At 62.2% G+C, this 25,115-nt stretch carries 21 protein-coding genes; 7 read left to right on the top strand and 14 right to left on the bottom strand.

Features of this window, described 5'->3' with window-relative positions; all coding sequences use genetic code 11:
* Window positions 1-66: 66 nt before the first annotated feature.
* Window positions 67-1,416 carry a methylmalonyl-CoA mutase family protein gene (locus tag ACIQWP_RS13495; protein WP_402787770.1) on the top strand — a complete coding sequence of 450 codons (1,350 nt, stop codon included), beginning with the start codon at window positions 67-69 and terminating at the stop codon, window positions 1,414-1,416.
* A gap of 253 nt (window positions 1,417-1,669) precedes the next feature.
* Window positions 1,670-3,802 carry a methylmalonyl-CoA mutase gene (scpA, locus tag ACIQWP_RS13490; RefSeq protein WP_402787767.1) on the top strand — a complete coding sequence of 711 codons (2,133 nt, stop codon included), beginning with the start codon at window positions 1,670-1,672 and terminating at the stop codon, window positions 3,800-3,802.
* Between the two features lie 10 nt (window positions 3,803-3,812).
* Here scpA and ACIQWP_RS13485 read toward each other — a convergent pair whose 3' ends face one another.
* The 4 genes from ACIQWP_RS13485 to ACIQWP_RS13470 form a co-directional block, all read right to left on the bottom strand.
* Window positions 3,813-4,793, bottom strand: a complete 981-nt coding sequence (locus ACIQWP_RS13485) for an alpha/beta hydrolase family protein (RefSeq protein WP_402787764.1) — start codon at window positions 4,791-4,793, stop codon at window positions 3,813-3,815.
* 89 nt (window positions 4,794-4,882) lie between these two features.
* Window positions 4,883-6,520, bottom strand: coding sequence for a cisplatin damage response ATP-dependent DNA ligase (locus tag ACIQWP_RS13480; protein ID WP_402787761.1), 1,638 nt, complete (start codon window positions 6,518-6,520; stop codon window positions 4,883-4,885).
* On the bottom strand, window positions 6,520-7,530 hold the full coding sequence (locus ACIQWP_RS13475) for a ligase-associated DNA damage response exonuclease (RefSeq protein ID WP_402787758.1): 1,011 nt from the start codon (window positions 7,528-7,530) through the stop codon (window positions 6,520-6,522). Before ACIQWP_RS13475 ends, ACIQWP_RS13480 begins: the two co-directional genes overlap by 1 nt.
* A gap of 29 nt (window positions 7,531-7,559) precedes the next feature.
* Entirely contained in the window at window positions 7,560-8,330 is a 771-nt protein-coding gene (locus ACIQWP_RS13470) for a carbon-nitrogen hydrolase family protein (protein WP_402787755.1), read from the bottom strand.
* Window positions 8,331-8,537: 207 nt separating this feature from the next.
* On the opposite strand from ACIQWP_RS13470, the gene ACIQWP_RS13465 reads away from it, so the two are divergent.
* On the top strand, window positions 8,538-9,908 hold the full coding sequence (locus ACIQWP_RS13465) for a TIGR03808 family TAT-translocated repetitive protein (RefSeq protein ID WP_402787752.1): 1,371 nt from the start codon (window positions 8,538-8,540) through the stop codon (window positions 9,906-9,908).
* Here ACIQWP_RS13465 and ACIQWP_RS13460 read toward each other — a convergent pair.
* The 7 genes from ACIQWP_RS13460 to ACIQWP_RS13430 all read right to left on the bottom strand — a co-directional run bounded on the left by ACIQWP_RS13460 (window position 9,905) and on the right by ACIQWP_RS13430 (window position 20,332).
* The gene (locus ACIQWP_RS13460) at window positions 9,905-10,693 is read right to left on the bottom strand and encodes a crotonase/enoyl-CoA hydratase family protein (RefSeq protein WP_402787749.1); all 789 of its coding nucleotides are present in this window, start codon (window positions 10,691-10,693) and stop codon (window positions 9,905-9,907) included. The two genes, ACIQWP_RS13465 and ACIQWP_RS13460, sit on opposite strands and share 4 nt — an antisense overlap.
* Window positions 10,690-11,559 carry a hydroxymethylglutaryl-CoA lyase gene (locus ACIQWP_RS13455; RefSeq protein ID WP_402787746.1) on the bottom strand — a complete coding sequence of 290 codons (870 nt, stop codon included), beginning with the start codon at window positions 11,557-11,559 and terminating at the stop codon, window positions 10,690-10,692. The genes ACIQWP_RS13460 and ACIQWP_RS13455 overlap by 4 nt, the downstream gene beginning before the upstream one ends.
* Complete coding sequence (locus tag ACIQWP_RS13450) at window positions 11,556-13,544, bottom strand: acetyl/propionyl/methylcrotonyl-CoA carboxylase subunit alpha (protein ID WP_402787743.1); 1,989 nt, start codon at window positions 13,542-13,544, stop codon at window positions 11,556-11,558. The genes ACIQWP_RS13455 and ACIQWP_RS13450 overlap by 4 nt, the downstream gene beginning before the upstream one ends.
* Before the next feature lie 9 nt (window positions 13,545-13,553).
* A complete protein-coding gene (locus ACIQWP_RS13445) occupies window positions 13,554-13,937 on the bottom strand; it encodes a RidA family protein (RefSeq protein WP_402787741.1) in 384 nt (127 codons plus the stop codon).
* A 10-nt stretch (window positions 13,938-13,947) separates the two neighbouring features.
* Entirely contained in the window at window positions 13,948-15,555 is a 1,608-nt protein-coding gene (locus ACIQWP_RS13440) for a carboxyl transferase domain-containing protein (protein ID WP_402787738.1), read from the bottom strand.
* Window positions 15,556-15,590: 35 nt separating this feature from the next.
* Complete coding sequence (locus ACIQWP_RS13435) at window positions 15,591-16,754, bottom strand: isovaleryl-CoA dehydrogenase (protein WP_402787735.1); 1,164 nt, start codon at window positions 16,752-16,754, stop codon at window positions 15,591-15,593.
* 86 nt (window positions 16,755-16,840) lie between these two features.
* Window positions 16,841-20,332: an indolepyruvate ferredoxin oxidoreductase family protein gene (locus tag ACIQWP_RS13430; protein ID WP_402788718.1), complete on the bottom strand. Its 3,492-nt coding sequence runs from the start codon at window positions 20,330-20,332 to the stop codon at window positions 16,841-16,843.
* 282 nt (window positions 20,333-20,614) lie between these two features.
* On the opposite strand from ACIQWP_RS13430, the gene ACIQWP_RS13425 reads away from it, so the two are divergent.
* Window positions 20,615-21,274 carry a glutathione S-transferase family protein gene (locus ACIQWP_RS13425; RefSeq protein WP_402787732.1) on the top strand — a complete coding sequence of 220 codons (660 nt, stop codon included), beginning with the start codon at window positions 20,615-20,617 and terminating at the stop codon, window positions 21,272-21,274.
* 7 nt (window positions 21,275-21,281) lie between these two features.
* On the opposite strand, the gene ACIQWP_RS13420 is transcribed toward ACIQWP_RS13425, so the two are convergent.
* Window positions 21,282-22,178 (bottom strand): LysR substrate-binding domain-containing protein, encoded by an 897-nt coding sequence (locus tag ACIQWP_RS13420; RefSeq protein ID WP_402787729.1) that lies wholly within the window; start codon window positions 22,176-22,178, stop codon window positions 21,282-21,284.
* Window positions 22,179-22,328: 150 nt separating this feature from the next.
* On the opposite strand from ACIQWP_RS13420, the gene ACIQWP_RS13415 reads away from it, so the two are divergent.
* Both ACIQWP_RS13415 and ACIQWP_RS13410 read left to right on the top strand, forming a co-directional pair.
* Window positions 22,329-22,514 (top strand): hypothetical protein, encoded by a 186-nt coding sequence (locus tag ACIQWP_RS13415; protein ID WP_402787726.1) that lies wholly within the window; start codon window positions 22,329-22,331, stop codon window positions 22,512-22,514.
* Window positions 22,515-22,539: 25 nt separating this feature from the next.
* Window positions 22,540-22,896, top strand: coding sequence for an MmcQ/YjbR family DNA-binding protein (locus ACIQWP_RS13410; RefSeq protein WP_402787723.1), 357 nt, complete (start codon window positions 22,540-22,542; stop codon window positions 22,894-22,896).
* 5 nt (window positions 22,897-22,901) lie between these two features.
* Here the strand turns inward: ACIQWP_RS13410 and ACIQWP_RS13405 are convergent, their stop codons facing one another.
* Both ACIQWP_RS13405 and ACIQWP_RS13400 read right to left on the bottom strand, forming a co-directional pair.
* Entirely contained in the window at window positions 22,902-23,522 is a 621-nt protein-coding gene (locus ACIQWP_RS13405; RefSeq protein ID WP_402787720.1) for a glutathione S-transferase family protein, read from the bottom strand.
* 289 nt (window positions 23,523-23,811) lie between these two features.
* Window positions 23,812-24,168: a DUF4406 domain-containing protein gene (locus tag ACIQWP_RS13400; RefSeq protein ID WP_402787717.1), complete on the bottom strand. Its 357-nt coding sequence runs from the start codon at window positions 24,166-24,168 to the stop codon at window positions 23,812-23,814.
* Window positions 24,169-24,292: 124 nt separating this feature from the next.
* Between ACIQWP_RS13400 and ACIQWP_RS13395 the strand changes: the two genes are divergently transcribed.
* On the top strand, window positions 24,293-25,048 hold the full coding sequence (locus tag ACIQWP_RS13395; protein ID WP_402787714.1) for a DeoR/GlpR family DNA-binding transcription regulator: 756 nt from the start codon (window positions 24,293-24,295) through the stop codon (window positions 25,046-25,048).
* Window positions 25,049-25,115: the final 67 nt, after the last annotated feature.

Genomic DNA, 25,115 nt, shown 5'->3' with positions numbered 1-25,115 from the left:
GATTGGCCAAACTCCTGTTTTCCCTTGCTGCGTCATGGGCTAGACCAGTGCGGTACGGAGGAGCGCATGAACATCGACAGTCTCGACCCGAACATGTTCAGCCGGAGCGACCACAAAGCCTGGCTGAAGCTTGTGGAGCGGGCGCTGAAAGGCAAGGATTTCCAGGAAACGCTGGTATCGCGAACCGATGACGGGATCGCCATCCAGCCGCTTTACGAAAGATGGCGCGACGATGCGCCGCTTTCCCGCCAGCGGGCCGATATGCCCTGGACCCTGACCCAGCGCATGGACGACCCGGACATGGAGCGGGCGCTCGCGCAACTCGGCGACGACCTCGCCAATGGCGCCAGCGGCGTCTCACTCGTCTCCATCGATTCCGGTTCGGCTTTTGGCACCGGCATGGATGCGACCCTCCCGATCTTCTCCGAGGCATTGGCGGCCACATTGAGCGGAACGGCGACACTGCGCCTCGATGGCTTTTCTTCCGGTGTCGCCAAAACGGTGGCAGCCTCGATTGCGGGTGACGGTACCCAAAGATTACACCTTGGCCTCGATGCTTTCTTGTCAGCCGTGCATTTCACTAATTTTTCTAGCGATATCAAATACTTCAAAGAGTTGCAGCTGGTTGGCACGATCGTCAATGCCGACGGCCGCGCCGTCCACAATGCCGGCGGGACCGAGGCTCAGGAACTGGCGGTGATGGCCTCAAGCCTGGTTGGCCATTTGCGATTGCTGGAAACGGCCGGCCTTTCGCCGGAAGCAGCGCTTGCGGCAACCAGCCTCTGCCTTTCGGCCGATCAGAACCAGTTCACGACGATCGCCAAGATCCGTGCCGCGCGGCTGATCTCTACCCGGATCGCCGAGGCCTGCGGTATCGCCGATCCGCAGCCGGCGCATCTCTTTGCGGAAACGAGCTACCGCATGCTGACACGCCTCGATCCGGAGACGAACATCCTGCGCAACACCATCGCGGTCTTTTCAGCCGGCGTCGGCGGCGCCGATGAAATCTCCGTCCTGCCGCATAGCCTGACGCACGGCATTCCCGATCCACTGGCGCGGCGGCTGGCACGCAACACGCAGACGATCCTCATGGCCGAAAGCCACCTCGATCATGTCATCGATCCCGCAGCAGGAGCCGGCGGCATCGAGGCGCTGACCGACGCTCTCGTCGAGCGGGCATGGGATATATTTACCGACATCGAAGGCAACGGCGGACTGGCGAAGGTGATCGCCAGCGGTGAGCTTGCGGCGATGGTTGCCGAGGCACGCGCAGAGCGCGTCGCCAAGCCGATCGTGGGAACGACACTGTTTGCGATGAAGACGGAGCGGCCGGTGGCTGTCTTGGGGGCTTTGGGTCCGATTGCTGATGGCATGGGGTTGATGCCCGTGCGGCTGGATGAGGGGGTGGAGGGATGAGAATGAACATCGCGTTTGCGGAAACTGCGCACCCCCCTCTGTCACTTCGTGACATCTCCCCCACAAGGGGGGAGATCGTTCCGACCCGGACTTTAAGCCCTTCAGTACTGACAACCCTCGCCGCTACGGATGAGGTATTGGTTTGGGGCAGAGAGGCCCCGCGAGTTTCCAATCTCCCCCCTTGTGGGGGAGATGTCGCGCAAGCGACAGAGGGGGGTGCCGCACGTCCGGCATCCACGGAGGCTTCCGCTCCATGACCAAAATCCCGGATTTCACCACGATCCCTTGGATCAAACCGCAAGCAACGGCATCAACGACCACGGCCCCAGCCTGGGAAACCCCCGAAGGCATCAGCGTCAAACGCAGCTACAACGAAAGCGATCTCGCCGGCCTGAACTTCCTGGAGACCTACCCCGGCGCAGCACCGTTCATTCGCGGCCCCTACCCGACAATGTACGTCCAGCAGCCCTGGACCATCCGCCAATATGCCGGTTTCTCCACCGCCGAGGAGTCCAACGCCTTCTATCGCCGCAACCTTGCCGCCGGGCAGAAGGGCCTTTCGGTCGCCTTCGATCTTGCCACCCACCGCGGCTATGACAGCGATCATCCGCGCGTGGCGGGCGATGTCGGCATGGCGGGTGTGGCGATCGACTCCATCCTCGACATGCGCCAGCTCTTCGATGGCATTCCGCTCGACGAGATGAGCGTGTCGATGACGATGAACGGCGCGGTGCTGCCGGTCATGGCGCTCTATATCGTTGCGGCTGAGGAACAGGGCGTCTCCGAGGACAAGCTGTCGGGCACGATCCAGAACGACATCCTCAAGGAGTTCATGGTCCGCAACACCTATATCTATCCGCCGCAGCCTTCGATGCGGATCGTCTCGGACATCTTCAGCTACACCAGCGAGCGGATGCCGAAATTCAACTCCATCTCGATCTCCGGCTACCACATGCAGGAAGCCGGTGCGACGGCGGATCTGGAACTCGCCTACACGATCGCCGACGGGATCGAATATGCGCGGGCGGGCGTTGCCGCCGGACTTGATATCGACAGCTTCGCCCCCCGCCTCTCCTTTTTCTGGGCCGTCGGCATGAACTTCTTCATGGAAGTCGCCAAGATGCGGGCGGGACGGCTGATCTGGGCCGCGCTGATGCAGAAGAATTTCGCGCCGAAGGACCAGAAGTCGCTTGCTCTCAGGACGCACAGCCAGACCTCCGGTTGGTCGCTGACGGCGCAGGACCCGATGAACAACATCATCCGCACCATGGTCGAAGCGATGGCGGCGACGCAGGGGCATACGCAGTCGCTCCACACCAATTCCTTCGACGAAGCCTTGGCGCTGCCGACCGATCATTCGGCTCGCATTGCCCGCAACACGCAGATCCTGCTGCAGAAGGAATCCGGCATAACAGGCATCATCGACCCCTGGGGAGGTTCGGCCTATGTCGAACGGCTGACCCATGATCTTGCAGCCCGCGCCCTTGCTCATATCGAGGAGGTCGAGGCCCTCGGCGGCATGGCGAAGGCGATCGAGAAGGGCATTCCAAAGCTCAGGATCGAGGAAGCCTCCGCCCGCACGCAGGCCCGCATCGACAGCGGCCATCAGATCCTCGTCGGCATCAATTTTTCCAAGCCGGAAAAGGACATCGAAGTCGATGTGCTGAAGGTCGACAATTCCGAAGTGCGGGCACGGCAGCTCTCCAAGCTGCAGCAATTGAAGGGTACGCGCGAGACGACTGCCGTCGAAACCGCCCTGGATGCGCTGGCGGATGCCGCGCGCAACGGCAGCGGCAATCTGCTCGACTTCGCCATCAAGGCGGCGCGCGCAAGGGCGACGGTCGGCGAAATCTCGCTGGCGCTCGAAAAGGCCTATGGCCGGCACGTCGCCGAGATCAGGACGATCTCTGGCGTCTATCGCCAGGAGGTCGGCGATGCCGATCCCGCTTTCAACAAGGCGGTCGCAAAGGTCGAAGCCTTCCGCAAGGCGCGCGGCGAAAAACCCCGCATCCTCATCGCCAAGATGGGCCAGGACGGGCACGATCGCGGACAGAAGGTCATCGCAACGGCCTTTGCCGATCTCGGCTTCGACGTCGTCGTCGGCGCGATGTTCCAGACGCCGGAGGAAGTGGCCGATGTCGCCGTGCGCGAAGGGGTCGATATCCTCGGCGCATCATCGCTTGCCGCGGGACATCTGACGCTGGTTCCGGAATTGAAGGAGGCGCTCATCCGCCGCCACGCCCGCAACATTCTGATCGCGGTCGGCGGCGTCATCCCGCCCCAGGATTTCGCCGCCCTGGAGGCAGCCGGTGCCGATGCGATCTTCCCGCCGGGAACCGTGATCGCCGAAGCGGCGACGGCTCTGATAGAGAAGCTGATGGCGTGACCAACCGGGTTTAGACGGCGACGCTCTTGAAGAACTCGATGCTTTGCTCGATCTCGCCCGGCAAAGCGGAATTATGGCTGCCCGGCATCGTCGCCATCTCCATCTTCACGCCCGCTGCCGTCGCCCGCTTTGCAAGCAGGGCGAGGCGCGAATCGAAATGGGCTTCCTCGGTGCCGCGGAACAGCTTGACCGGGCTTTTGAAACTGTGCGCGTAGCAGAGCGGCGACCGCATCTGGAATTCGCGCGGGTTCTTGGTGTTGAAGCGAATGTCCTGCGGATAGCGGCTGAAGAAAGCATAGGCATCAGGATTGCCCGATATCGGCGCAACTGCCCGGAACCGCTTCGCCGACATGGCGGCGAGCATGGCAAGCGTACCGCCGATGCTGTGTCCCGCCAGGAACATTCGATGCGGATCGACACCGGGCAGATGCCGCAACCGGTTGGATGCTGCCAGCACATCGGTGACCTCGTCATAAAAGCCCGAGAAATTTCCCTTCTGGCCGTTCTCGCCGCGCATGGAGGGGATCATGACGACATAGCCCGCTTCGACATAAGGCTTCATCAGCTGCCAATGCCCCTGGCCGATGGCGTTGCCACCATGCAGGAAAAGTACGGCCGGCTTCGGCTTCTCCGAGCGCGTATAGCGGGAAACCCATGCGACCAGCTCCAGCTCTTCGCCGACGCCGCTGCGATAGAAAAGCCGCTCGGCCGTAGACGGCGTAACCAGAGGCTCGTAGATGTCGGGAGCCGGCCCCTTGCTGATGAGGTCCGTCTTGAACAGATGGCGCTCCAGCCGATAATCTCCTGAGAGCAGCGGCGGAGCGTCTTCGGCCTTCTCCTCGTGTCGGGCGGCGGCCTTGTTATCGGCAGGCTTGGTTCCGGTCGTGCTGTCGTCGGCTGCTTTGACGATAGCGGGCGCAAAAAGCGTGGCGGCGATGCCGGCAAGAACACTGCGGCGGGGATGAAATGCGTTGTCGTCAGACATGGTCATCGGCTCTGTCCAAATATCCCGGCGCAGCGCAAATCTGCACGGGTTGAAAGGCAAGGCCAACTCACTTTGTGGTGAGGAATCGCCCTGCCCTATTCATCGACAGTTGGAGCCTTGGCGTCAATCATCGCGATCAAACTTTCCAGCCTGTCGGCCTCATAAGGCGGCTTGTCAGGCCGCAGCCGTGCAATGCGCGGAAAACGCATCGCGACACCGGATTTATGGCGGGTGGAACGGTTGATGCCTTCGAAGGCGACTTCGAGCACAAAGCCGAAATCGCGATCGGCGCGCACGGCCCGCACCGGGCCGAAGCGATCGACGGTATTATTGCGCACGAACTTGTCGAGCACTTCCAGCTCGGCGTCGGTGAAGCCGAAATAGGCCTTGCCGACAGGTACGAGCTGCTCGCCCTCCGGAGTCATGGCCCAGACGCCGAAGGTGAAATCGGAATAGTAGCTAGATCGCTTGCCGTGGCCGCGCTGCGCATACATCAGCACCGCATCGACATTATAGGGATCGCGCTTCCACTTGAACCAGGGTCCCTTGGCCCGGCCGGCGAGATAGGCGCTATCCCTACGCTTGATCATCACGCCCTCGATCACCGGATCGGGTGGTGACGAGCGCAGCCGGTCGAGCTCCTCCCAGGAGGAGAAATCGACGAGCGGCGAGAGATCGAAGCGATCATGCGGTGCCGTCTCGACAATCTCGGTCAGCCGCTTGCGCCGATCGAGGAAGCCGCGGGCACGCACATCCTCGGCGCCATCGAAGAGAAGGTCGTAAGCGCGGATGAAGGCCGGGAACTCCTCCAGCATTTTTGCCGTCACAGTCTTGCGATTGAGACGCTGCTGCAGATCGGAAAAGCTTCGCGTCGGACTGTTGGAGCGCACCGTGCCGCCGACCAGCAGCTCACCATCCATCACTCCCTCGAAGCTCATCGCATCGACGATGTCAGGGAAGGCGCCTGAAATATCATCGCCGGAGCGCGAATAGAGCTTGCTTGTCGCCCCCGAGCGCGAGAGTTGGACGCGAATGCCGTCCCATTTCCATTCGGCGGCAAAATCGCGGGGGTCGAGGCTGTCGAGATCGCCTGACTCAACCGGATTGGCCAGCATGACGGAATGGAAGATCGCCGGCGTCGCCAGTATTGGCCGTTCGCCCTTACCCTCAAGCCAGCGGAACAGGCTTTCATAAGGCGGTTGCAAGCCATGCCACAGCGTTTCGATCTCGGTCACGTCCTTGCCGCTGAGCTCCGCCAGCGCCTGCTTGGCAAGACGGGCCGAGACGCCGATGCGCATCGCGCCGGTTGCAAGCTTGAGGAAGGCGAAACGGCCTGACGTATCCAGCCGGTCCAGCAGATCGCGCACGAAGCTGCGCACTTCGGTCCGCCCGAGCGCATTCATGCCGCGCACGACTTCGCCAAGCCTTGGCTGCTCGCCGGCGGGACGTTCGATATCGCTCTCCTTGTCCCAGACCAGCGAGATCGTTTCGGCGAGATCGCCGACATAATCATAGGAATAGCGGAAGAGCACCTCGTCCATGCGCTCGAGAACGAGTTCGCGCAGCATGGCGGGCTTGACGTTGCGCACCTCAAGCGTACCGGCGATCGCAGCCAGACCATAGCCACGGTCGGGATCGGGCGTATCGCGAAAATAATCGGTCAGCAGCTTCAGCTTGCCGTTGCGGCTCGGCGTCAGCACCAGTCGGTCGAGGAGATCGGCAAAGGCTTTCATCAATCGCCCTCGTCTTCGTAGCCGATGAGATGCAGCGGCTTGGCGGCGATGCCCTGCAGCTCACACCAGCGCACCAGGGCCTCTTCGCGTCCGTGGGTGACCCAGACCTCGCCCGGCTTCAGATCGGAGATCGTCTCGGTCAGTTCCGGCCAGTCGCAATGGTCCGAAATGACCAGCGGCAGCTCGACGCCAAGCTGCTTGGCGCGCTGGCGCACCATCATCCAGCCAGAGGCGAAGGCCGGCAGCGGATCGTGAAAGCGCCGCGCCCAGCGATCCTGGAAAGCGGAGGGCGGGCCGACGACGACGGCACCGTGGAAGATCGACTGATCGCGGCTTTCAATTGTGGCCGGCTTGAGTTCACCGAGTGCGATACCCTGGCTGACGTAATAGTCGCACAGCGTCTCCAGCGCACCATGGATGTAGATCGGCTTGTCATAGCCGGCATCGCGCAAGAGCCGAATGACGCGCTGCGCCTTGCCGAGCGCATAGGCGCCGATCAGATGCGTTCGCTCGGGAAACTGGTGAAGCGAAGCCAGGAGCTTGCGTGTCTCGGCCATGGGATCGGGATGGTGGAAGACCGGCAAGCCAAAGGTGGCCTCGGTGATGAACACATCGCAGGGAACCGGCACATAGGCTTCACAGGTCGGGTCCGGCCGGCGCTTGTAGTCGCCGGAAACGACGATGCGCAGACCATCCTTTTCCACGGCGATCTGCGCCGAGCCAAGCACGTGACCCGCTGGATGGAACCGAACCTTGACGCCGTTGATCGTCACCTCCTCGCCGAAGGCAACCGCCTGCTCCGAACCGGCAAAGCCATCGCCGTAGCGGATGCGCATGATATCGAGCGTCTGGCGCGTGGCGAGAACATGGACATGGCCGGAACGGGCATGGTCGGAATGGCCGTGCGTGACGAGCGCTCGCTCGACCGGCCGTACTGGATCGATATAGAAGCCGCCGATCGGGCAGAACAATCCTTCAGGCGCTGGGTAAAGCAGTTGTTCCGGTCTCATGGTTCGAGAGGATAGCGCGATTTGCACGATTAGGTAGCGATCGCGACAGCTTTTTGAGCAAATCCGCGTTCGGGTTGCCGGTCAGGCAGATCGAAGACGAGGACATCCTCGCAGTAAGGCTTCGCTTTGGCGACGATGACACCATTCGGATCGACGATCGCGCTGCTGCCATAGCTCACCCAGCCGTCGTCATTGCCGCCGACCACATCCGATGCCATGACCCAGCACCGCGTATGCCTTGCGCATGTCCGCAGGCTCGATATGCCCGGCTTGTGCCACTTCTCCGCCTTGTGGGGCCGGAGCATGAGATTGATGGGATTGCAGATGAGACCTGCTCCCTGCTCAGCCAGTCGGCGCGCTGTGTAGGGGTACCTCAGATCAGCGCAGATATTGATGCCGAAGCGCCAATGCCCCTCCTCCCAGACCGGGAAATCCTTTCCGGGCGTGCAGCCGCTTTCGAGCGGATGCGCCTTGGCATAGACCCCGACTATCCGGCCCGCTTTGGCGACGATGCTGCTATTGTAGAGCGCATCGCCCCTCTTCTCGAAAAGTCCGACGACGGCGGTCGTTCTCCCCGCCGCAAAGCGGGCGACGAGGGCGCTCAGATACGGATCATCCAGAGAAAGCGCGCGGCGCCGGGCGATCGCCTCGTTGTAGCTGTGCCCCTGCAGGTAACATTCGGGGAAAAGCGCGAGGTTGATTCCCTGTGCCTCGGCCCAGGCGAGGTCACGCGCCAAAACCTCGCCCGCCTGTTCGACGGCGTCGAAAAGTGCCAGACGTTGAAAGGCCGCGATCCGCATGCCGCAGGGTTAGCATGCGCCGTGAGTCGTCCCTAGCGGGAACGGATCGGTGGCAGAGTATCGCCTGTGCCGGACTGGTAAATGAAATGGGAAGATTTCTGTTCTGATGGCCGGCCGGGAGCCCGCGAACGGCTAGTCCTGTATCGAAACGACACAGATAGGCCTGGCATGATTTCTGCTTTGCCGATGTCGTCCCGGGAGTCCACAATGATCCAACGCCGCGCCTTCATCGCTTCCATCGCCGCTTCGGCAGCGGCCGGTCTGCTTGCGCCTCGCGTTTTCGCCGCGCCGCTTGCCAAGATGACGGGCGCCGAGCTGCGCGGGCCGATCGACGCCATTGCGCTGAAAACGACGCCCGGAACAAGCGATTTCAAGAGCGGCAAGCTGCAGGCGATGATCGACAATGCGGCGCGCACCAACATGCCGCTCTTCCTACCGCCGGGCACCTACAATATCTCCAATCTCACACTCCCCGATAACACCCGCATGACAGGCGTTCCCGGCGCCTCTCGGCTCGTCTATAGCGGTGACGGCCATCTGATGAATGCCGACAAGGCCAGGCGTATCGAGCTTTCCGGCCTCGTGCTCGATGGCGGCAATCGCTGGCTTGCCGATTATGCCGGCGGCCTCCTGCAATTTACAGGCGTCGATGAAGTGCTGATCGACAATTGCGAAGTTACCGGTAGCCGCAAGCATGCGCTGCAGCTGGAGCGCTGCGGCGGCCGGATCGAACGCAGCCGCATCTCGGGCGCCGCCGAGGCCGGCATCTATTCCGTCCAATCAACCGGATTGGCGGTCACCGGCAATCGCGTCGAGGATTGCGGCAATGGCGGCATTCTGATCCACCGCTGGGACAAGGCGGAGGATGGCAGCAGCGTCATCAACAACCGTATTGCCCGCATCCGCGCCAATGGCGGCGGCACCGGCCAGAACGGCAACGGCATCAATGTCTTCCGCGCCGATGGTGTCACCGTTTCGGGCAACCGGATTGCCGATTGCGCCTTTACCGCCATCCGCGCCAACTCGGCATCGAATGTACAGATCTCGAACAATCAATGCCTGCGCTCGGGCGAAACCGCCATCTATTGCGAATTCGAGTTCGTCGGTGCCACAATCAGCAACAATCTGGTCGATGGCGCCGCCAACGGCATCTCAGTCACCAATTTCGACAAGGGCGGAAGGCTTGCCTCAGTGACGGGCAATGTCATCCGTAACCTGTCTCTTACGGCGCCCTACGTGCAGGACGGCGGCTTTGGCATCGGCATCTCGGCCGAGGCCGATACGCTTGTTGCCGATAATGTCATCGAGAACGCGCCACTCTGGGGCATGAGGCTCGGTTGGGGTCAATATCTCCGCAACGTTGTCGCGACCGGCAATATCGTCAGACATGCCGGCATCGGCTGCGTCGTTTCGGTTGCGGACGGCGCCGGCTCGGCCGTGATTGCGGGCAACCTCTTTCATGAGATGCAGCAAGGCGCGATCATGGGCTTTCGCTGGGACAAGCCGGCATCCGGCGATCTCACCAAGGGAAATACGCAGTTCCCACAACTGACCATCGAAAACAACAGGCTCGTCTAGGCCGATCGCCAGTTCGGCTGCCGTTTTTCGAAGAAGGCGGTAACGCCCTCCTTTGCCTCCTCGGTCTCCCAGGCATCCGCCAATTGCTCGACGACATGGTCGATCATGCCATCGGTGATCGGCCTGCCGACCGAACGCGCCAAGGCTTTCGCGCGGGCCGCGGCCTGCGGAGACGCCGCCAGAAAATGGCGGACTTCCGCTTCCACGGCCTCATCCAGCGCCTCCTCGGCAACGACCCGTGAAAGCAAGCCGGTGGCGTGCGCCTGCCAGGCATCGATGATCTTGCCGGAGAGGAAGAGCGGGCGGGCATTCGCCTCACCGATGCGGGCGACGACATAGGGGCTGATGGTGGCGGGGATGATGCCGAGACGCACCTCCGTCAGGCCGAAGCGGGCCGTCGACGCCGAGATCACCATGTCGCAGACACTCAAGATGCCGATGCCGCCGCCGAAGGCATTGCCATGCACGCGGGCAACCAGCGGTTTCGGCAGCTCGTTCAGCGCCTTGAACAACATGGCAAGCCGGCGAGCCTCGACCATGCGCCCGGCGCGCGTGGCGTCGAACTGGGCGCGCATCCAGCCGAGATCGCCGCCAGCACAGAAGCTGGCGCCCTCGCCGGTCAGCACGACGACCCTCACCGACCTATCATGGGCGAGATCGTGCGTTGCCGCCGTCAGGGCATCGATCATCTCGGCCGACAGGGCATTGTGCTTTTCGGAGCGCGCCAGCGTCAGATGCGCAACACCGCGTTCATCGGTTTCGATGCGGATCGTTTGCGATGTCATGAGGCACTCCTGAGGCTGCGGGCAAAGGCGGCGGCGCGGGCGAGCTTGTCCTTGTCGAGGCCGGTTTCGTAGCCCTGCGCAACAAGATAGTCGTGAACCGAAACAGTATCGACATTGCCCTTGGCGCCGGGGGCGAAGGGGCACCCACCAAGACCACCGGCCGACGAATCGAAGACGCGCAAGCCGCGTTGAAGGGCAACGGCGATATTGTCGAGCGCACGGCCGGACGTGTCGTGAAAATGGCCGGCCAGAGCCACGGCGGGGAGCTCGCCCAAGACTGCGGCAAGCATCCGGTCGACGGCTTCGGGCGAACCTCTGCCGATGGTATCGCCGAGGCTGATCTCATAGCAGCCGAGGGCACGCAGCTGCCAGGCGACGCTGACGACATTTTGCGGCGGCACCGCGCCCTCATAGGGGCATTCGACGACACAGCTGACATAGCCGCGCAACGGGACGCCGCGATCGCGGCTGGCTGCGGCCACCGGCCGGAAGCGCTCGATGCTCTCGGCGATCGAGCAGTTGATATTGCGCATGGAGAAAGTTTCCGAGGCGGACGCAAAGATCGCCACCTCATCGGCACCGGCGGCAAGCGCTGCCTCGAAACCCTGCATGTTAGGCGCCAAGGCCGCGTAGCGAACGTCGGAACGACGCTCTATTCCGGCCATGACGACGGCGGCATCCGCCAGCTGCGGCACCCATTTCGGACTGACGAAGCTGGTCACTTCGATGCGCTCGAAACCGCAATCGGAGAGCAGATCGACCAGCTCGATCTTTCGCGCGGTGTCGACCGGCTCTTTCTCATTCTGCAGGCCGTCGCGCGGCGCCATCTCGACGATCGTGACATGGTTAGAAGGCTTGTCGGTCATGCGGTATCCTCCGGCCGAAGCGACAGGAGCACGGCGCTCTCGCTGGTCTGATCGCCCTCGCCGACATGCAGGCTTTCAACGATACCGTCGCGCGCCGCCGTCAACGTCAGCTCCATCTTCATGGCCTCCATGACGATCAGCGCCTGGCCCTTCACCACCGCGTCGCCTTCGCGCACCCGGACGATCTTGACGAGGCCCGGCATCGGCGCAATCACGCGGTCGCCGCCGCTGGCGGCCTCCTCTCCGCCATCCAGCGGATCGAGGCGATGGAAGTGATGCGTATGCCCATCGAGAAATAGCGTCATGCCTAACGGCGTCTCGAAGATATCGACGTGGGATTGCCGGCCGTCGATCTCGACATGTCGGGCAACACCGACAGCTTCGAAGAGACGGACGGGAATGGTGCGACCATCGAAGGCGACGCCAAAGAGCGCCGGACCCTCGGTGCTCACCCGGCAATCCCTATGGCCACCAGCAAAATGCAGTGTGACGGGGCGGCTGGCCTTCCCCCAGAGCTGCCATGCACCGAGCGAAAGCCAGGGGTCGTTGCCGGCAGCCCGCGCAAATCCGCCTGCCTCGACAATAGCGGCGATAGCAAGGGCCGCATCGTCGGGTTGCTGCGCTGAGGTCAACGCTTCCACATCCCGGTCGATCAATCCCGTGTCGGGATGGCCGGCGGCAAACTCCGGCTGGCGGCTGAGCCGGATCAGGAAATCGAGATTGGTGGTGGTGCCGGCAACCTGCGTCTGCTCCAGCCCGTGTGTCAGCTTGGCAAGGGCGGCTGCGCGATCGGGCGCATGCACCGTCAGCTTGGCGATCAGCGGATCGTAGTGCGGGGTGATGCTATCGCCCTCGCGCACGCCGGCATCGATGCGGACATCGCCTTCGGGAAAGCGCAAGTGCGACAGCGTGCCGGTTGCCGGCAGGAAGCCGCGCGATGGGTCTTCGGCGTAGATACGAGCTTCGAAGGACCAGCCGTTTATGGTGAGCTCATCTTGAGCCTTCGGCAGCGGCTCGCCGCTTGCCACACGCAATTGCCACTCGACCAGATCCACGCCGGCGATCGCCTCGGTGACGGGATGTTCGACCTGCAGGCGGGTATTCATCTCCATGAAGAAGAAGCGGTCCGGCGACAGCCCGCCGGAGACATCGGCGATGAATTCGACCGTGCCGGCGCCGCTATAATCGATGGCGCGGGCGGCGCGAATCGCCGCTTCGCCCATGGCGCTGCGCATCTCCTCGGTCATGCCGGGTGCCGGCGCTTCCTCGATCACCTTCTGGTGCCGGCGCTGCAGCGAGCAATCGCGCTCGAAGAGATGCACGACATTACTATGACTGTCGCCGAAGACCTGGATCTCGATGTGGCGCGGCTTGACCAGATATTTTTCAATCAGCACCACGTCGTCGCCGAAAGCCGATTTCGCCTCGCGCTTTGCCGCTTCCAGCGAGGCGGCGAATTCCTCCGGCCGGTCGACCCGGCGCATGCCCTTGCCGCCGCCGCCCGCCCGCGCCTTGATGAGAACCGGAAAGCCGATGCCATCGGCCTGTTCGGCAAGAAAGCCGGGCTCTTGTTCCTCACCATGATAGCCTGGAACAACCGGCACGCCTGCCCGCTCCATCAGCGCCTTGGCGGCATCCTTGAGCCCCATGGCCCTAATCGAGGCGGGCGACGGGCCGATGAAGATCAGACCCGCAGCCTCGACCGCCTCGGCGAAATCGGCATTTTCCGAGAGGAAGCCATAGCCGGGATGGATGGCTTGCGCTTGGGTGCGCTGAGCCGCGCCAATGATCTTCTCTTTCGAAAGATAGCTTTCGCGCGCCACCGCCTGGCCGATATGAACGGCCTCGTCGGCGAGCGCCACATGCAAGGCATCCCTGTCTGCGTCGGAATAGACGGCGACCGTGCGAATGCCCAGGCGCTTTGCGGTACGGATGACCCGGCAGGCGATTTCGCCGCGATTGGCGATCAATATCTTCGAAAACATCGGCAAACCCTATTGCGCGGCAATGACTTCGACTTCGAGCAACCAGGCCGTATCGAAAATACCAGCGATCACGACAGTCATGGCCGGCGTGAGCGCGCCCAGATATTCGGCGCGGATCTCGCGGTTCTCCATCGTGTGATGCCGGTCGGCGAGAAAGACCGTCACCTTGACGATGTCGGCCTTGCTCATGCCGGCCGCCTTCAGCTGGGCATCGACATTAAGCCACGCCTGCCGGGCCTGCGCCTTGAAGCCCTCGGGAAGCGTATCGTCCGATGTCAGCGGAACCTGGCCGCTGACAAAAAGCAATCGCTCGAAATTTTCGAGCTTTACGACCTGCGCATAACCGCCACGTGGTTGCGGCGCGTTCTTTGCATTGATGTTCTCGCGTTTCATTTCCATCTCCTCACATCCTGAAAAGACCGAAGCGCGTGTCTTCGATCGGCGCGTTGAGTGCTGCTGAAAGCGACAGAGCCAGCACGTCGCGGCTCTTGCGCGGGTCGACGATGCCATCGTCCCAAAGCCGGGCCGAGGCATAGAGCGGGTGGCTCTGGGTTTCGAACATCTTGAGCGTCGGCGCCTTGAAGGCGGCTTCTTCCTCTTTCGTCCAGGGCTTGCCGGCGCGGGCCAGCGCCTCGCCGCGCACGGTGGCAAGCACGCCGGCCGCCTGCTCCCCGCCCATGACGGAGATGCGACTGTTGGGCCAGGTCCAGAGGAAACGCGGCGAATAGGCACGGCCGGCCATGCCGTAATTGCCGGCGCCGAAGGAGCCGCCGATGAGCATGGTGATCTTCGGAACCTTGGTGGTGGCAACCGCCGTTACCAGCTTGGCGCCGTTCTTGGCGATGCCTTCCGTCTCGTATTTTCTACCGACCATGAAGCCGGTGATGTTCTGCAGGAAGACCAGCGGGATCTTGCGCTGCGAGCAAAGCTCGACGAAATGCGCGCCTTTCAGCGCCGATTCCGAGAAGAGGACACCGTTATTGGCGATGATCCCGACGGGAATGCCGTGGATATGGGCAAAGCCGCAGACCAATGTCGTGCCATAGCGCGCCTTGAACTCGTCGAGCCTAGAGCCATCCACCATTCGGGCGATAACCTCGCGCACATCATAGGGCGTGCGCAGATCGGAAGGCACGATGCCGAGGATTTCTTCGGGGTCGTAGAGCGGTGCCTCCGGCGTGCGAAGCTCGACACCCTCCAGCTTGCTCCGATTGAGATTGGCGACCGCCTGCCGGGCGAGCGCAAGCGCATGGACATCGTCGCGCGCCAGATGATCGGCAACGCCGGAAAGCCGCGTATGGACATCACCGCCGCCGAGATCCTCGGCCGAGACCACTTCCCCTGTCGCGGCCTTGACGAGTGGCGGGCCGGCGAGAAAGATCGTTCCCTGCTTCTCGACGATGATGGTTTCGTCCGACATGGCGGGCACATAGGCGCCACCCGCCGTGCAAGAGCCCATGACGACGGCGATCTGCGGGATGCCGGCCGCCGACATATTGGCCTGATTGTAGAAGATGCGGCCGAAATGATCGCGGTCCGGAAAGACCTCGTCCTGGTTCGGCAGATTGGCACCGCCGGAATCGACGAGGTAGATGCAAGGGAGATTGTTTTCCGCCGCAATCTCCTGTGCCCGCAGGTGTTTCTTCACCGTGATCGGATAATAGGTGCCGCCTTTGACCGTGGCATCGTTGCAGACGATCATGCAGTCGCGGCCCGAAACCCGGCCGATACCGGCGATCAGGCCGGCGCCCGGCGCCTCATCGCCGTGCATCCCGTGAGCAGCGGTCGCGCCGATTTCGAGAAACGGCATGGCGGGATCGATCAAGCCGGCAACGCGATCGCGCGGCAGCATCTTGCCGCGGCTGACATGCCGCTCGCGCGCCTGGGCACCGCCACCTTCCGCCGCTTTCGACGCCGCAACCTCGGCGACACCGATCGCCTCCAGCATGGCGGCGCGATTGTCGCGAAAGCGATCCGTGTGCGTCGATATCTCTGATTTCAGGACGGTCATGCGGTCTCACCGGTCGAGTAAAATGGAATTTGAAATCAGGCCGTTTCGCCGAACAATTCGCGGCCGATCAGCATGCGCCGGATTTCGGAGGTACCCGCGCCAATCTCATAGAGCTTGGCGTCGCGCAGTAGCCGTCCGGCAGGATAATCATTGGTGTAGCCGTTGCCGCCGAGCGCCTGGATGCATTCGAGCGCCAGCGAAGTCGCCTTTTCGGCCGAGTAAAGAATACAGCCAGCCGCATCCTTGCGCGTGGTCTCGCCGCGATCGCAAGCGGCAGCAACCGCATAGACATAGGCGCGCGCGGCGTTCATGGTGACATACATGTCGGCAAGCTTGCCCTGCATCAGCTGGAATTCGCCGATCGACTGACCGAACTGCTTGCGCTCATGCATGTAGGGCAGCACCACATCCATGCAGGCGGCCATGATGCCGACGGGACCGCCAGACAGCACGACGCGCTCGTAATCGAGACCCGACATCAGCACGCGAACGCCGCCATCGACGTGACCCAGAACATTCTCCTCGGGCACTTCGCAATCCATGAAGATCAGTTCCGAGGTGTTCGAGCCGCGCATGCCGAGCTTGTCGAGCTTCTGGCCGACGGAGAAACCCGCAAAACCCTTTTCGACCAGGAAGGCGGTGATCCCTCGCGGGCCGGCGTCCGGCGAAGTCTTGGCGTAGACGACGAGGACATCGGCATCGGGGCCATTGGTGATCCACATCTTGCTGCCGTTGAGCACATAGTGCGAGCCGCGCTTTTCGGCATGCAGCTTCATGGAGACGACGTCGGAGCCGGCGCCCGGTTCCGACATCGCCAATGCACCGACATGCTCGCCTGATACCAGCTTCGGCAGATAGCGCTCCTTTTGCGCCGTCGTGCCGTTGCGGTGGATCTGGTTGACGCAGAGGTTGGAATGGGCGCCATAACTCAGGCCGACGGAGGCCGACGCGCGGCTGATTTCCTCCATCGCGACCGTATGGGCGAGATAGCCGAGGCCGGAGCCGCCAAAGGCGTCGTCGACGGTGATCCCGAGCAGGCCGAGATCGCCCATCTCCCGCCATAGATGCATCGGGAAAGCGTTGTTGCGATCGATCTCGTCGGCAAACGGCGCGATGCGGTTGGCAGCGAAACGGCGCACCTGCTCGCGCAGTGCGTCGATGTCCTCTCCCAGCGCGAAGTTCAATCCCCCTGCAAACATTCTGTTTCTCCTCCCGGCCTTCCCGAACAACCGATCCTTGTGAACGTATATCTCTTTATGCCCGCTTCAAGCGTCTGCCGTGTTCGTCATGCCGCATCGGCAGGCACATGCTGCTTCTCCCGCGGCGCTTCGTAAGTCCTCAGCTTGTCGGAGATCCTTGCCATGATCTTGTGGGCGGCGTCCTCCTTCACCGGACCGAAGCCTCTTATCTCATCAAACAATGAGAGGATGGCAAGAGCCTCGGCCTCGTTGTCCTGGCGCAGGCCGACAAGGACGCGCTCGGCAATCCCTTCGTAGTCGGCGATCAGGCGACGCTCCGCCCGGCGCTCGGCCGTATAGCCAAAGGGATCGAGAGCGGTGCCGCGCAGCCGCTTCATCGGCGCAAGCGCGCGCAGGACAGGCAGAATCCAGGCACCGAATTCGCGCTTCTTCGGCCGGCCATTCGGGTCCTTGCCACCGAGGATGGGCGGGGCAAGATTGAAGGCCAGTTTGAAATCGCCTTCCATTTCGTCCCGCAGATTCGCCGCAAAGGCGGGGTCGGTCAGAAGCCGGGCGACCTCGTATTCATCCTTGTAGGCCAGAACCCGCGCATAGGTGACGGCAACGGCAAAAGGCACCTTGTCGGACAAGCGTTCTCGCGTGGCCAAGGCGTTGGCATGGGCGACGAAGGCGGCGTAGCGGTTGGCAAGGGCTGCGTCCTGATAGGCCGTCAAGTGCGCCTTGCGATGCTCGATGAGCTCATCGAGGCTCATGTCTGACAATGTCTTGCCAACATCCGGCCCGGCCATCATGGCATGCACCGCCCGCGGATCATGCGCCAGAAGCCTGCCCCACTGAAAGGCGGAGAGGCTCGACTTGACGGCCACGCCGTTGAGTTCGATCGCCTTTTCGATCGCCTCCAGCGACAGCGGCAGCAGACCGCGCTGCCAGGCAAAGCCGGTCAGCAGGATATTGGTCGATATGGCATCGCCGGTTACCTCGGTCGCGACACGGCCGAAATCGAGGAAGACGGACCTGTCGCTGACGGTCTTGGCGATCGTATGCTGCACCGAGCCGGTCTTGAAATCGAAATCGCGATTGCGGACGAAATCGGCAACCGGCATCAGGCCGGTATTGACGATGGCAGTGGTGCGCGCGGACGAGCAGAGCGTGATCGCATCCTTGGAGGCGCCGACCACCTCGTCGGCTGATAGCAGCAGGTCCGCACCGCCATTGACGATGCGCGACGAGGTGACATCGGCCTGATTAAGGCCGATGCGCAGGTGGCTCATGACCGCGCCTCCCTTCTGGGCAAGGCCGGCCATGTCGAGGATCATCGGCACCTTGCCGTCGAGATGCGCGGCCATGCCAAGGATGGCGCCGACAGTCAGAATACCGGTGCCGCCGACGCCGGCAATGGCGATATTCCAGGGGCGATCGGCGATGACGGGAATCTCCGGCATCGGCACTTCGATATCCGCATGGTCACGCGCTTTCCGCTTGCGGCGCTTGCCGCCATGCACCGTCACGAAGGATGGGCAGAAGCCTTTGACGCAGGAAAAGTCCTTGTTGCAGCTCGACTGGTTGATCTGGCGCTTGCGGCCGAATTCCGTCTCCAGCGGCTCGACGGAGATGCAGTTGGATTGCACGGAACAATCACCGCAGCCCTCGCAAACGGCCTTGTTGATGAAGACGCGCTTGGCCGGGTCTTCCATTAGACCACGGCTGCGGCGGCGACGCTTCTCGGCCGCACAGGTCTGCACGTAGACGATCGCCGAGCAGCCCTCGGTGTCGCGCAACGTCAGCATCACCCGATCGATATGATCGCGATGCAGCACCTTGACGCCCGGCGCCAGCTCGGAAGCGCTATAGGCATCGGGACGATCAGACAGAAGATAGATCGGCTTCACGCCTTCATCGTGCAGCTGCTTGGTCACCAGCTGCGGCGTCAGATGGCCGTCGATCTGCTGGCCGCCGGTCATGGCGACGGCGTCGTTATAGAGCAGCTTGTAGGTGACGTTGACCTTGGCGGCGACGGACTGGCGGACGGCGAGAATGCCAGAGTGGAAATAGGTGCCGTCGCCAAGATTGACGAACATATGCTTTTCGTCGGTGTAGCGGGCGATCGCCGTCCACGGCACGCCTTCACCGCCCATCTGCGTGAAGGTCTCGGTGTTGCGGTCCATCCAGGTCGCCATGTAGTGGCAGCCGATCCCGGCAATGGCGCGGCTGCCTTCCGGGACGCGGGTGGACGTATTGTGCGGACAGCCGGAACAGAAGAACGGCGTACGGTTCAGCGGCGCGACATGGCTGCGGCTGATCTGGCCGCGCTCGGCGAGATAAGCGAGCTTTGCGGCGATGCGGTCATGCAGGCCCTGATCGAGATCGAGCTTGACGATGCGTCCGGCGATGGCTCTGGCGACCGCGCCGACGGTCAGTGCCGAGGACAGGCTGAGGTAGGGTTTGTCGTGCTCGTCGAACTTGCCGACGATGCGCGGGCGGACGTCTGCACGCCAGTTGAACAGCTGCTGCTTGATCTGGTTCTCGATGATCTCGCGCCGCTCCTCGACGACGAGAACCTCGTCCAGCCCCTCGGAGAAATGCCGGACGGCCTCCGGCTCCAGCGGCCAGGGCATGCGCACCTTGAGGATGCGCAGGCCGATATCAGCCATTTCGCTCGGTCCGATCTCAAGCTCGCGCAATGCCTGCAGCACGTCCTCATAGGCCTTGCCGGAGGAGATGATGCCGAAGCGGGCGTTGGGCACGTCATGGGTGATTTCATCGACGCGATTGGCGCGGGCAAAGGCGATGGCCGCATAGGCCTTGTAATTCTGCAGGCGGTCGTCCTGCATCAGCGGTGGATCAGGCCAGCGCAGGTTGAGGCCGCCGGGAGGCATCTCGAAATCAGCAGGCAGGACGAATTGCCGCCGTTCGCCAGAGAGATCGACGGCTGCCGTCGTCTCGACCGTGTCGGCGATGAATTTCATGCCGACCCAGCAGCCCGAATAGCGCGACATGGCGATGCCGAGCAGGCCGTATTCCAGGAATTCGTGGATGGACGAGGGATAGATGACCGGCATGACCGCCGACATGAATTCATGGTCGGTCTGATGCGGAATGGTCGAGGATTTGGCGGAGTGATCGTCGCCAGCAAAACAGAGGACACCGCCATGCTTGGCGGTACCGGCGGCATTGCCGTGCTTCAGCACGTCGCCGGAACGATCGACGCCGGGGCCCTTGCCGTACCAGATGCCGAGCACGCCATCCTTGCGGGCGCCGGGGGAAAGACCGACCTGCTGCGAACCCCAGACCGCCGTTGCCGCAAGGTCTTCGTTGATGCCGGGCTGGAACGTGACATCATGGGCGTTGAGGTAAGTCTGCGCTTTCAGAAGCTGCTGATCATAGCCGCCGAGCGGCGAGCCGCGATAGCCCGAAATAAAGGCCGCCGTATTGAGGCCGGCGGCGCGGTCACGGCGCATCTGCGTCATGGGCAACCGCACCAGCGCCTGCAGGCCGGTCATGAAGACGCGGCCGTCCTCAGCCGTGTATTTGTCGTCCAGCGATACACTGGTTGCAAGCATCTGCTCTCCTCCCGAGATCGCAGCGACCGATTGCGCATATCCTTTCGCCGGATGCCTCCTGCCGCATCCGATGAAAACCTTGATGGAACCCTAACATGCGCCATGGCTAATTTCCGAACGAAGGCTGGGCGTCAACAGCATGTTTTGCAAAGAATTCGGGAAGTGCCCGATATTTTCGTGCTTGCAGAGCCAGGTGCGCGACCACTCATCACAAGCTTTCATCGAGATATCAGCGGTAGGGTCTTTTACTCTTCCGGTGAGCCTCATAATGTCGCGCCGACTCGAAAATAGGAGGCATTCATGCTGACGATCTATGGTGTCTATCGCTCGCGCGCCTCGCGCAATTACTGGATGGCGGAGGAGCTCGGCATCGAGTTCAAATCCGTACCCGTGATCCAGGCCAGCCGGCTTGCCAATCCGCTCGCGGCCGATGCGCCGATCAACACCCTGTCGCCGGAGTTTCTGGCCGTCAATCCGATGGGCATGATCCCCTGCATCACGGACAGCGATCTCGCCCTGCATGAATCGCTTGCCATCAACCTCTATCTCGCGCGCAAATATGGCGGCCCGCTGGCCGGCACGACTGTCGAAGAGGAAGGGCTTATGGCGATGTGGACGATGTGGGCCGCGACCGAAGTCGAGCCCTACAGCGTCGCGCTCGTCCGCATCTACGACAATGCCCAGGAAAACAGCGAGCAGGGCAAGGCAGGGATCGCAGTCGCTTGCCGCTCGCTAAAGAAGCCGCTCGACGTTCTGGAAAAGCATCTGCAAGATCAGGATTATCTCCTGGGCGATCGCTTCACTGCGGCAGACCTCAACCTGGCCGAGGTACTGCGCTATGCCCAGACCGAGCAGGAACTCTTCGACAACAGGCCGAAGATGAAGGCGTGGATCGAGCGCTGCCAGTCGCGAGCCGCCTACAAGGCGATGCAGGCGACACGCAGCAAGGAGCCGGTCTGATACAAGATTATTGGAAGAGACGGATGCTCTCTTCCATTTCCTCGCGTATCCAGGCCTTGAAGGCAGAGACCTTCTTCGGTTCGCGGACACCTTCGGCGGTGACGAAATAATGGCCGAAACCGGTGCTTGCGCGAATGCCGAAGGGATCGACGAGGCATTTCTGCTCCAGCGCATAGGCGGCCAGCGTCTGCCAGGCAAGCATCACGCCCTGCCCGGCCATGGCCGCATCCAGGCAGAGCGACGCGTCGTTGAAGATGTGCCGCTCTTCCATGCAATGACCCGAAAGCCCGGCCTTGCGCAGCCACACCTCCCAGCCGAACATCGCGTGTCCGTCGATGACGGCGGGAACTTTCAGGAGATCGGTAGGCTCCCGCAATGTGGCGGCGATCCGCGGCGTGACGACCGGGAAGACTTCCTGCGCCAGCAGCAGCTCGGACTTGACATCGGGCCACTGCCCGCTGCCGACCCGAATGCCGATATCGACATCCGACGTCGCCGGATTGATCAGGCGCGTGGTGGCATCGATGCGCAGGCGGATGTCCGGATGGCGGGCGGCGAAGCGATCAAGCCGGTACACCAGCCAGCGGGCTGCAAAAACCGGCGCGACCGAAATGGTGAGGATGTTCTCATCCCTATGCTGCGCCAGCGTGATTGCCGCCGAAAGCGCCTGAAAGCCTTCGCCAAGCCTCGTCAGTACCGCGAGACCCGATGCCGTGACCGTCATGCCCTTGGGCGTGCGCTCGAACAGCGGCCGACCGAGCTGCGCCTCGGCCTTGATGACCTGCTGGCTCACCGCGCCGACCGTCACGCCAAGTTCGTCGGCCGCCGCCTGCAGCGAGCCCAGCCGGCCAACCGCCTCAAGGGCGCGCAAACCATTCAGATGAACGTGGTTGAGGTTTTTCATTGTAGAATATCTATATCGGCATCTCGTCATTCTCAATTGCGCAAAACGGGAATTTGCGCGATTATTGCAGCATGGAATTGAAAACCGCTGCCGCTTCGCCAGCTGATGCCGCCATGGTTGCATCGATGCGGAGATCCAAGGAGGCATCTCATGTCGATCTTGAAGCTTTTCTTTAGTCATCTACTGGAAGAGGATCGTGAACGGGAAAGCGATCCTTTGCAGCATCCCATGCTCGCCGCCATGTCACTGGAAGAATTGGCCGACCTGCCGCTGATGCCGGAAAATCTCGGGCGTCCCATGGACAAGCGGATCGTTCAGCCGGAAGAATGTGCGTAAGAGGAACCTACTCGAGCGCACAAGCATGACATCGACCATCGACATGGACGCGATCGCGGAACGATTGCAGCGGCTTATAGCTCAAGCCCGGCTGCCGGCGGTGGAACCTGGCCTGCATTACGGCCTGCCGGCCTTCAAGGTCGGCGGCAAAGCCTTCGTCTCGGTGAAGAATAACGAAACCATCGTGCTGTCGCTGCCGATCGACCGCAAGGAACAATTGATGGAAATGGCGCCGGAGATCTATTTCCAGACCGATCACTATGTCGGCTGGCCCGCCCTGCCCCTGCGCATCGGTGCGATCGGCGATGAGGAGTTGCAATTGCGCCTGATCGAGGCGTGGCAATACCGCGCCCCGAAAAAGCTCCGGGCAACGTTCGACTGACGGGATCAGCCCTCTTCGATCGCGAGCGCTTTCTGGACAGCCGGGCGCTCGAGCATGCGCTGGTAGTGGGCGCTCACCTTCGCGAACTGGCTGCGATCGACATTGTCTCCCGGCAGCCATTTCGCCATGGTGAAGAGATAGCCGTCGGCGACGGTATACTGATCGCCCATCACCCACGGTCCCCTAAGCATCTTGTCTTCGAGCAAAGCGAAACTTTCGGCCATGGTCTGCGGCACCTTGGCCTTCATGGTCTCGATGGCGGCTGCATCGTCGGTCCAGCGGGCGCCGCGAGCCTTATGTGAATGGTTTATGTGGACGGTCGAGGCAATATAGCTGTTGAAGGCCTGCATCTGCGCAAATTCGAAGGGATCGTCGAGCGGTGCCAGCTTTGCGGCGGGCGCAATCTGGGCGAGATAGGCCTGGATCGCGATATTCTCCGTGATGACGCCCCGATCGGTCACCAGCGCGGGAACGCGGCCTTTGGGGTTGATGGCGAGATAGTCGGGCTGGCGTTGGTCGCCATTGGCGAGGATGAGGCGACGGTGCTCATAGGCGAGACCGGACTCTTCCAGGGCGATCAGACTGGCGAGCGCGCAGCTTCCAGGCGCGAAATAGAGTGTCAGCATGTTCCGTTCCTCGATTGGCGTCCATGGGAAGCTAAAGGCAAGCCGGCCAATACGGAAGGGGCTGACGCTGATGGCCGCTACAAAAGGTTTTGATCGATCGGGCCGATATGCCCATCTCCCCAACGCCGCATGCTCCTTCTCCCCTCGGGGAGAAGGTGGCCCAAAGGGTCGGATGAGGGGGATGCCAAGAGCGCAAAGCCGATGGGTTCAAGGCGTTTGCCCCCCTCATTCGCCTGTCGGCACCTTCTCCCCGGGGGGAGAAGGGGTCGTGCGGCAATGATCTGCGCGCTTACGCGCAACCGGGCACGTCTTCCAGTCTGTACCAGACGGGAATGCCGCGCTCGCGGGCGATGCGGACATCATTGTCGGCGCCCTTGGAATCGCCTGATAATCTCAGGACGCCTTCGCAAAGCTGCAGCAGGCGGCCAGCCGTCGGGTGGAAGATTTCTTCATAGAGGTTGTCGCCGATGCTCTTGCCGCCGGCGGCGTTCCAGACCGGCAAAGCGACCCATTCGCCGATCATTGGCAGATGTCCGGCCTTGAACAGGGCATAGGACGGTTCCTCCAGGCGTTTGAGGTTCTCGGCCATCTTCTTCGGATCATCGCCGGTGCCGGAGCGATACGGCCCCGCAATCAAGATCAACATGTCATGTCTCCTTTTCCTTCCCGCATCCTGCAGGAATTTGCACGAATATGCGTATATTTTCTTGAATGTCGAATCTATTCTGATAGATTCACGATATTTCGTGAGATAGCGTGCAAGGACCGACATGCTGACCAGCCAACGCAAAGCCCTCATCCTCGATCGATTGCGCCGGGACGGCCAGGTGATCGCCAAGGCACTGGCCGATGATCTCGATCTTTCCGAAGACACGATCCGGAGGGACTTGCGGGAGATGGCGGCGGCGAAATTGCTGAAGCGGGTGCATGGCGGTGCGCTGCCGCTTGCGCCTGAACTGCCGGATTTTACCGCACGACAGGCGCTCTCATCCGATGCGAAACGCCGGCTCGGCGCCTATGCTGCCAATATGATCAAGCCGGGCCAGACCGTGTTCCTCGACGGCGGCACGACGAATGCCGAAATTGCCCGTCAGCTGCCGAAGGATCTTGCCGCCACCGTCGTCACCCACAGCCCGACGATATCAGGCGAACTGGAGCATCATCCCTTGGCTGAGGTGATCCTGATCGGCGGCAAGCTCTACAAGCATTCGATGGTGGCGACGGGTGCCGCCGCCATGGCGGCGATCGCCTCCATAAGGGCCGATATCTTCTTTCTCGGCGTCACCGCCATCCATCCGGCGCGCGGCTTTTCGACCGGCGATTTCGAGGAGGCGGCCATCAAACGGCATATCGCGCAATGCTCGGCGGAAACCTATGTGCTGGCGACGCCCGAGAAGCTCGATGCAGTCTCGCCATGCCAGATCCTGCCCATGGGGAGCGTTTCCGGCCTGATCGTACCCTCCGACGTTTCCGAGGAAAGCCTGGCGCCTTACCGGGATGGCGAGGTTCCGCTCTTCCTGGCCTGACGACGGCAGACCGAACGGCTGGCAAAACAAGAGCCGCACGACCATTTGCGTTGCCGTCATCATGATG

Origin of the sequence: Rhizobium sp. NPDC090279 (assembly GCF_044769665.1) — a bacterium.
GTDB lineage: Bacteria > Pseudomonadota > Alphaproteobacteria > Rhizobiales > Rhizobiaceae > Rhizobium.
Note: the sequence above shows the minus strand (reverse complement) of the source record. Positions and strands in the feature narration are given on the sequence as shown.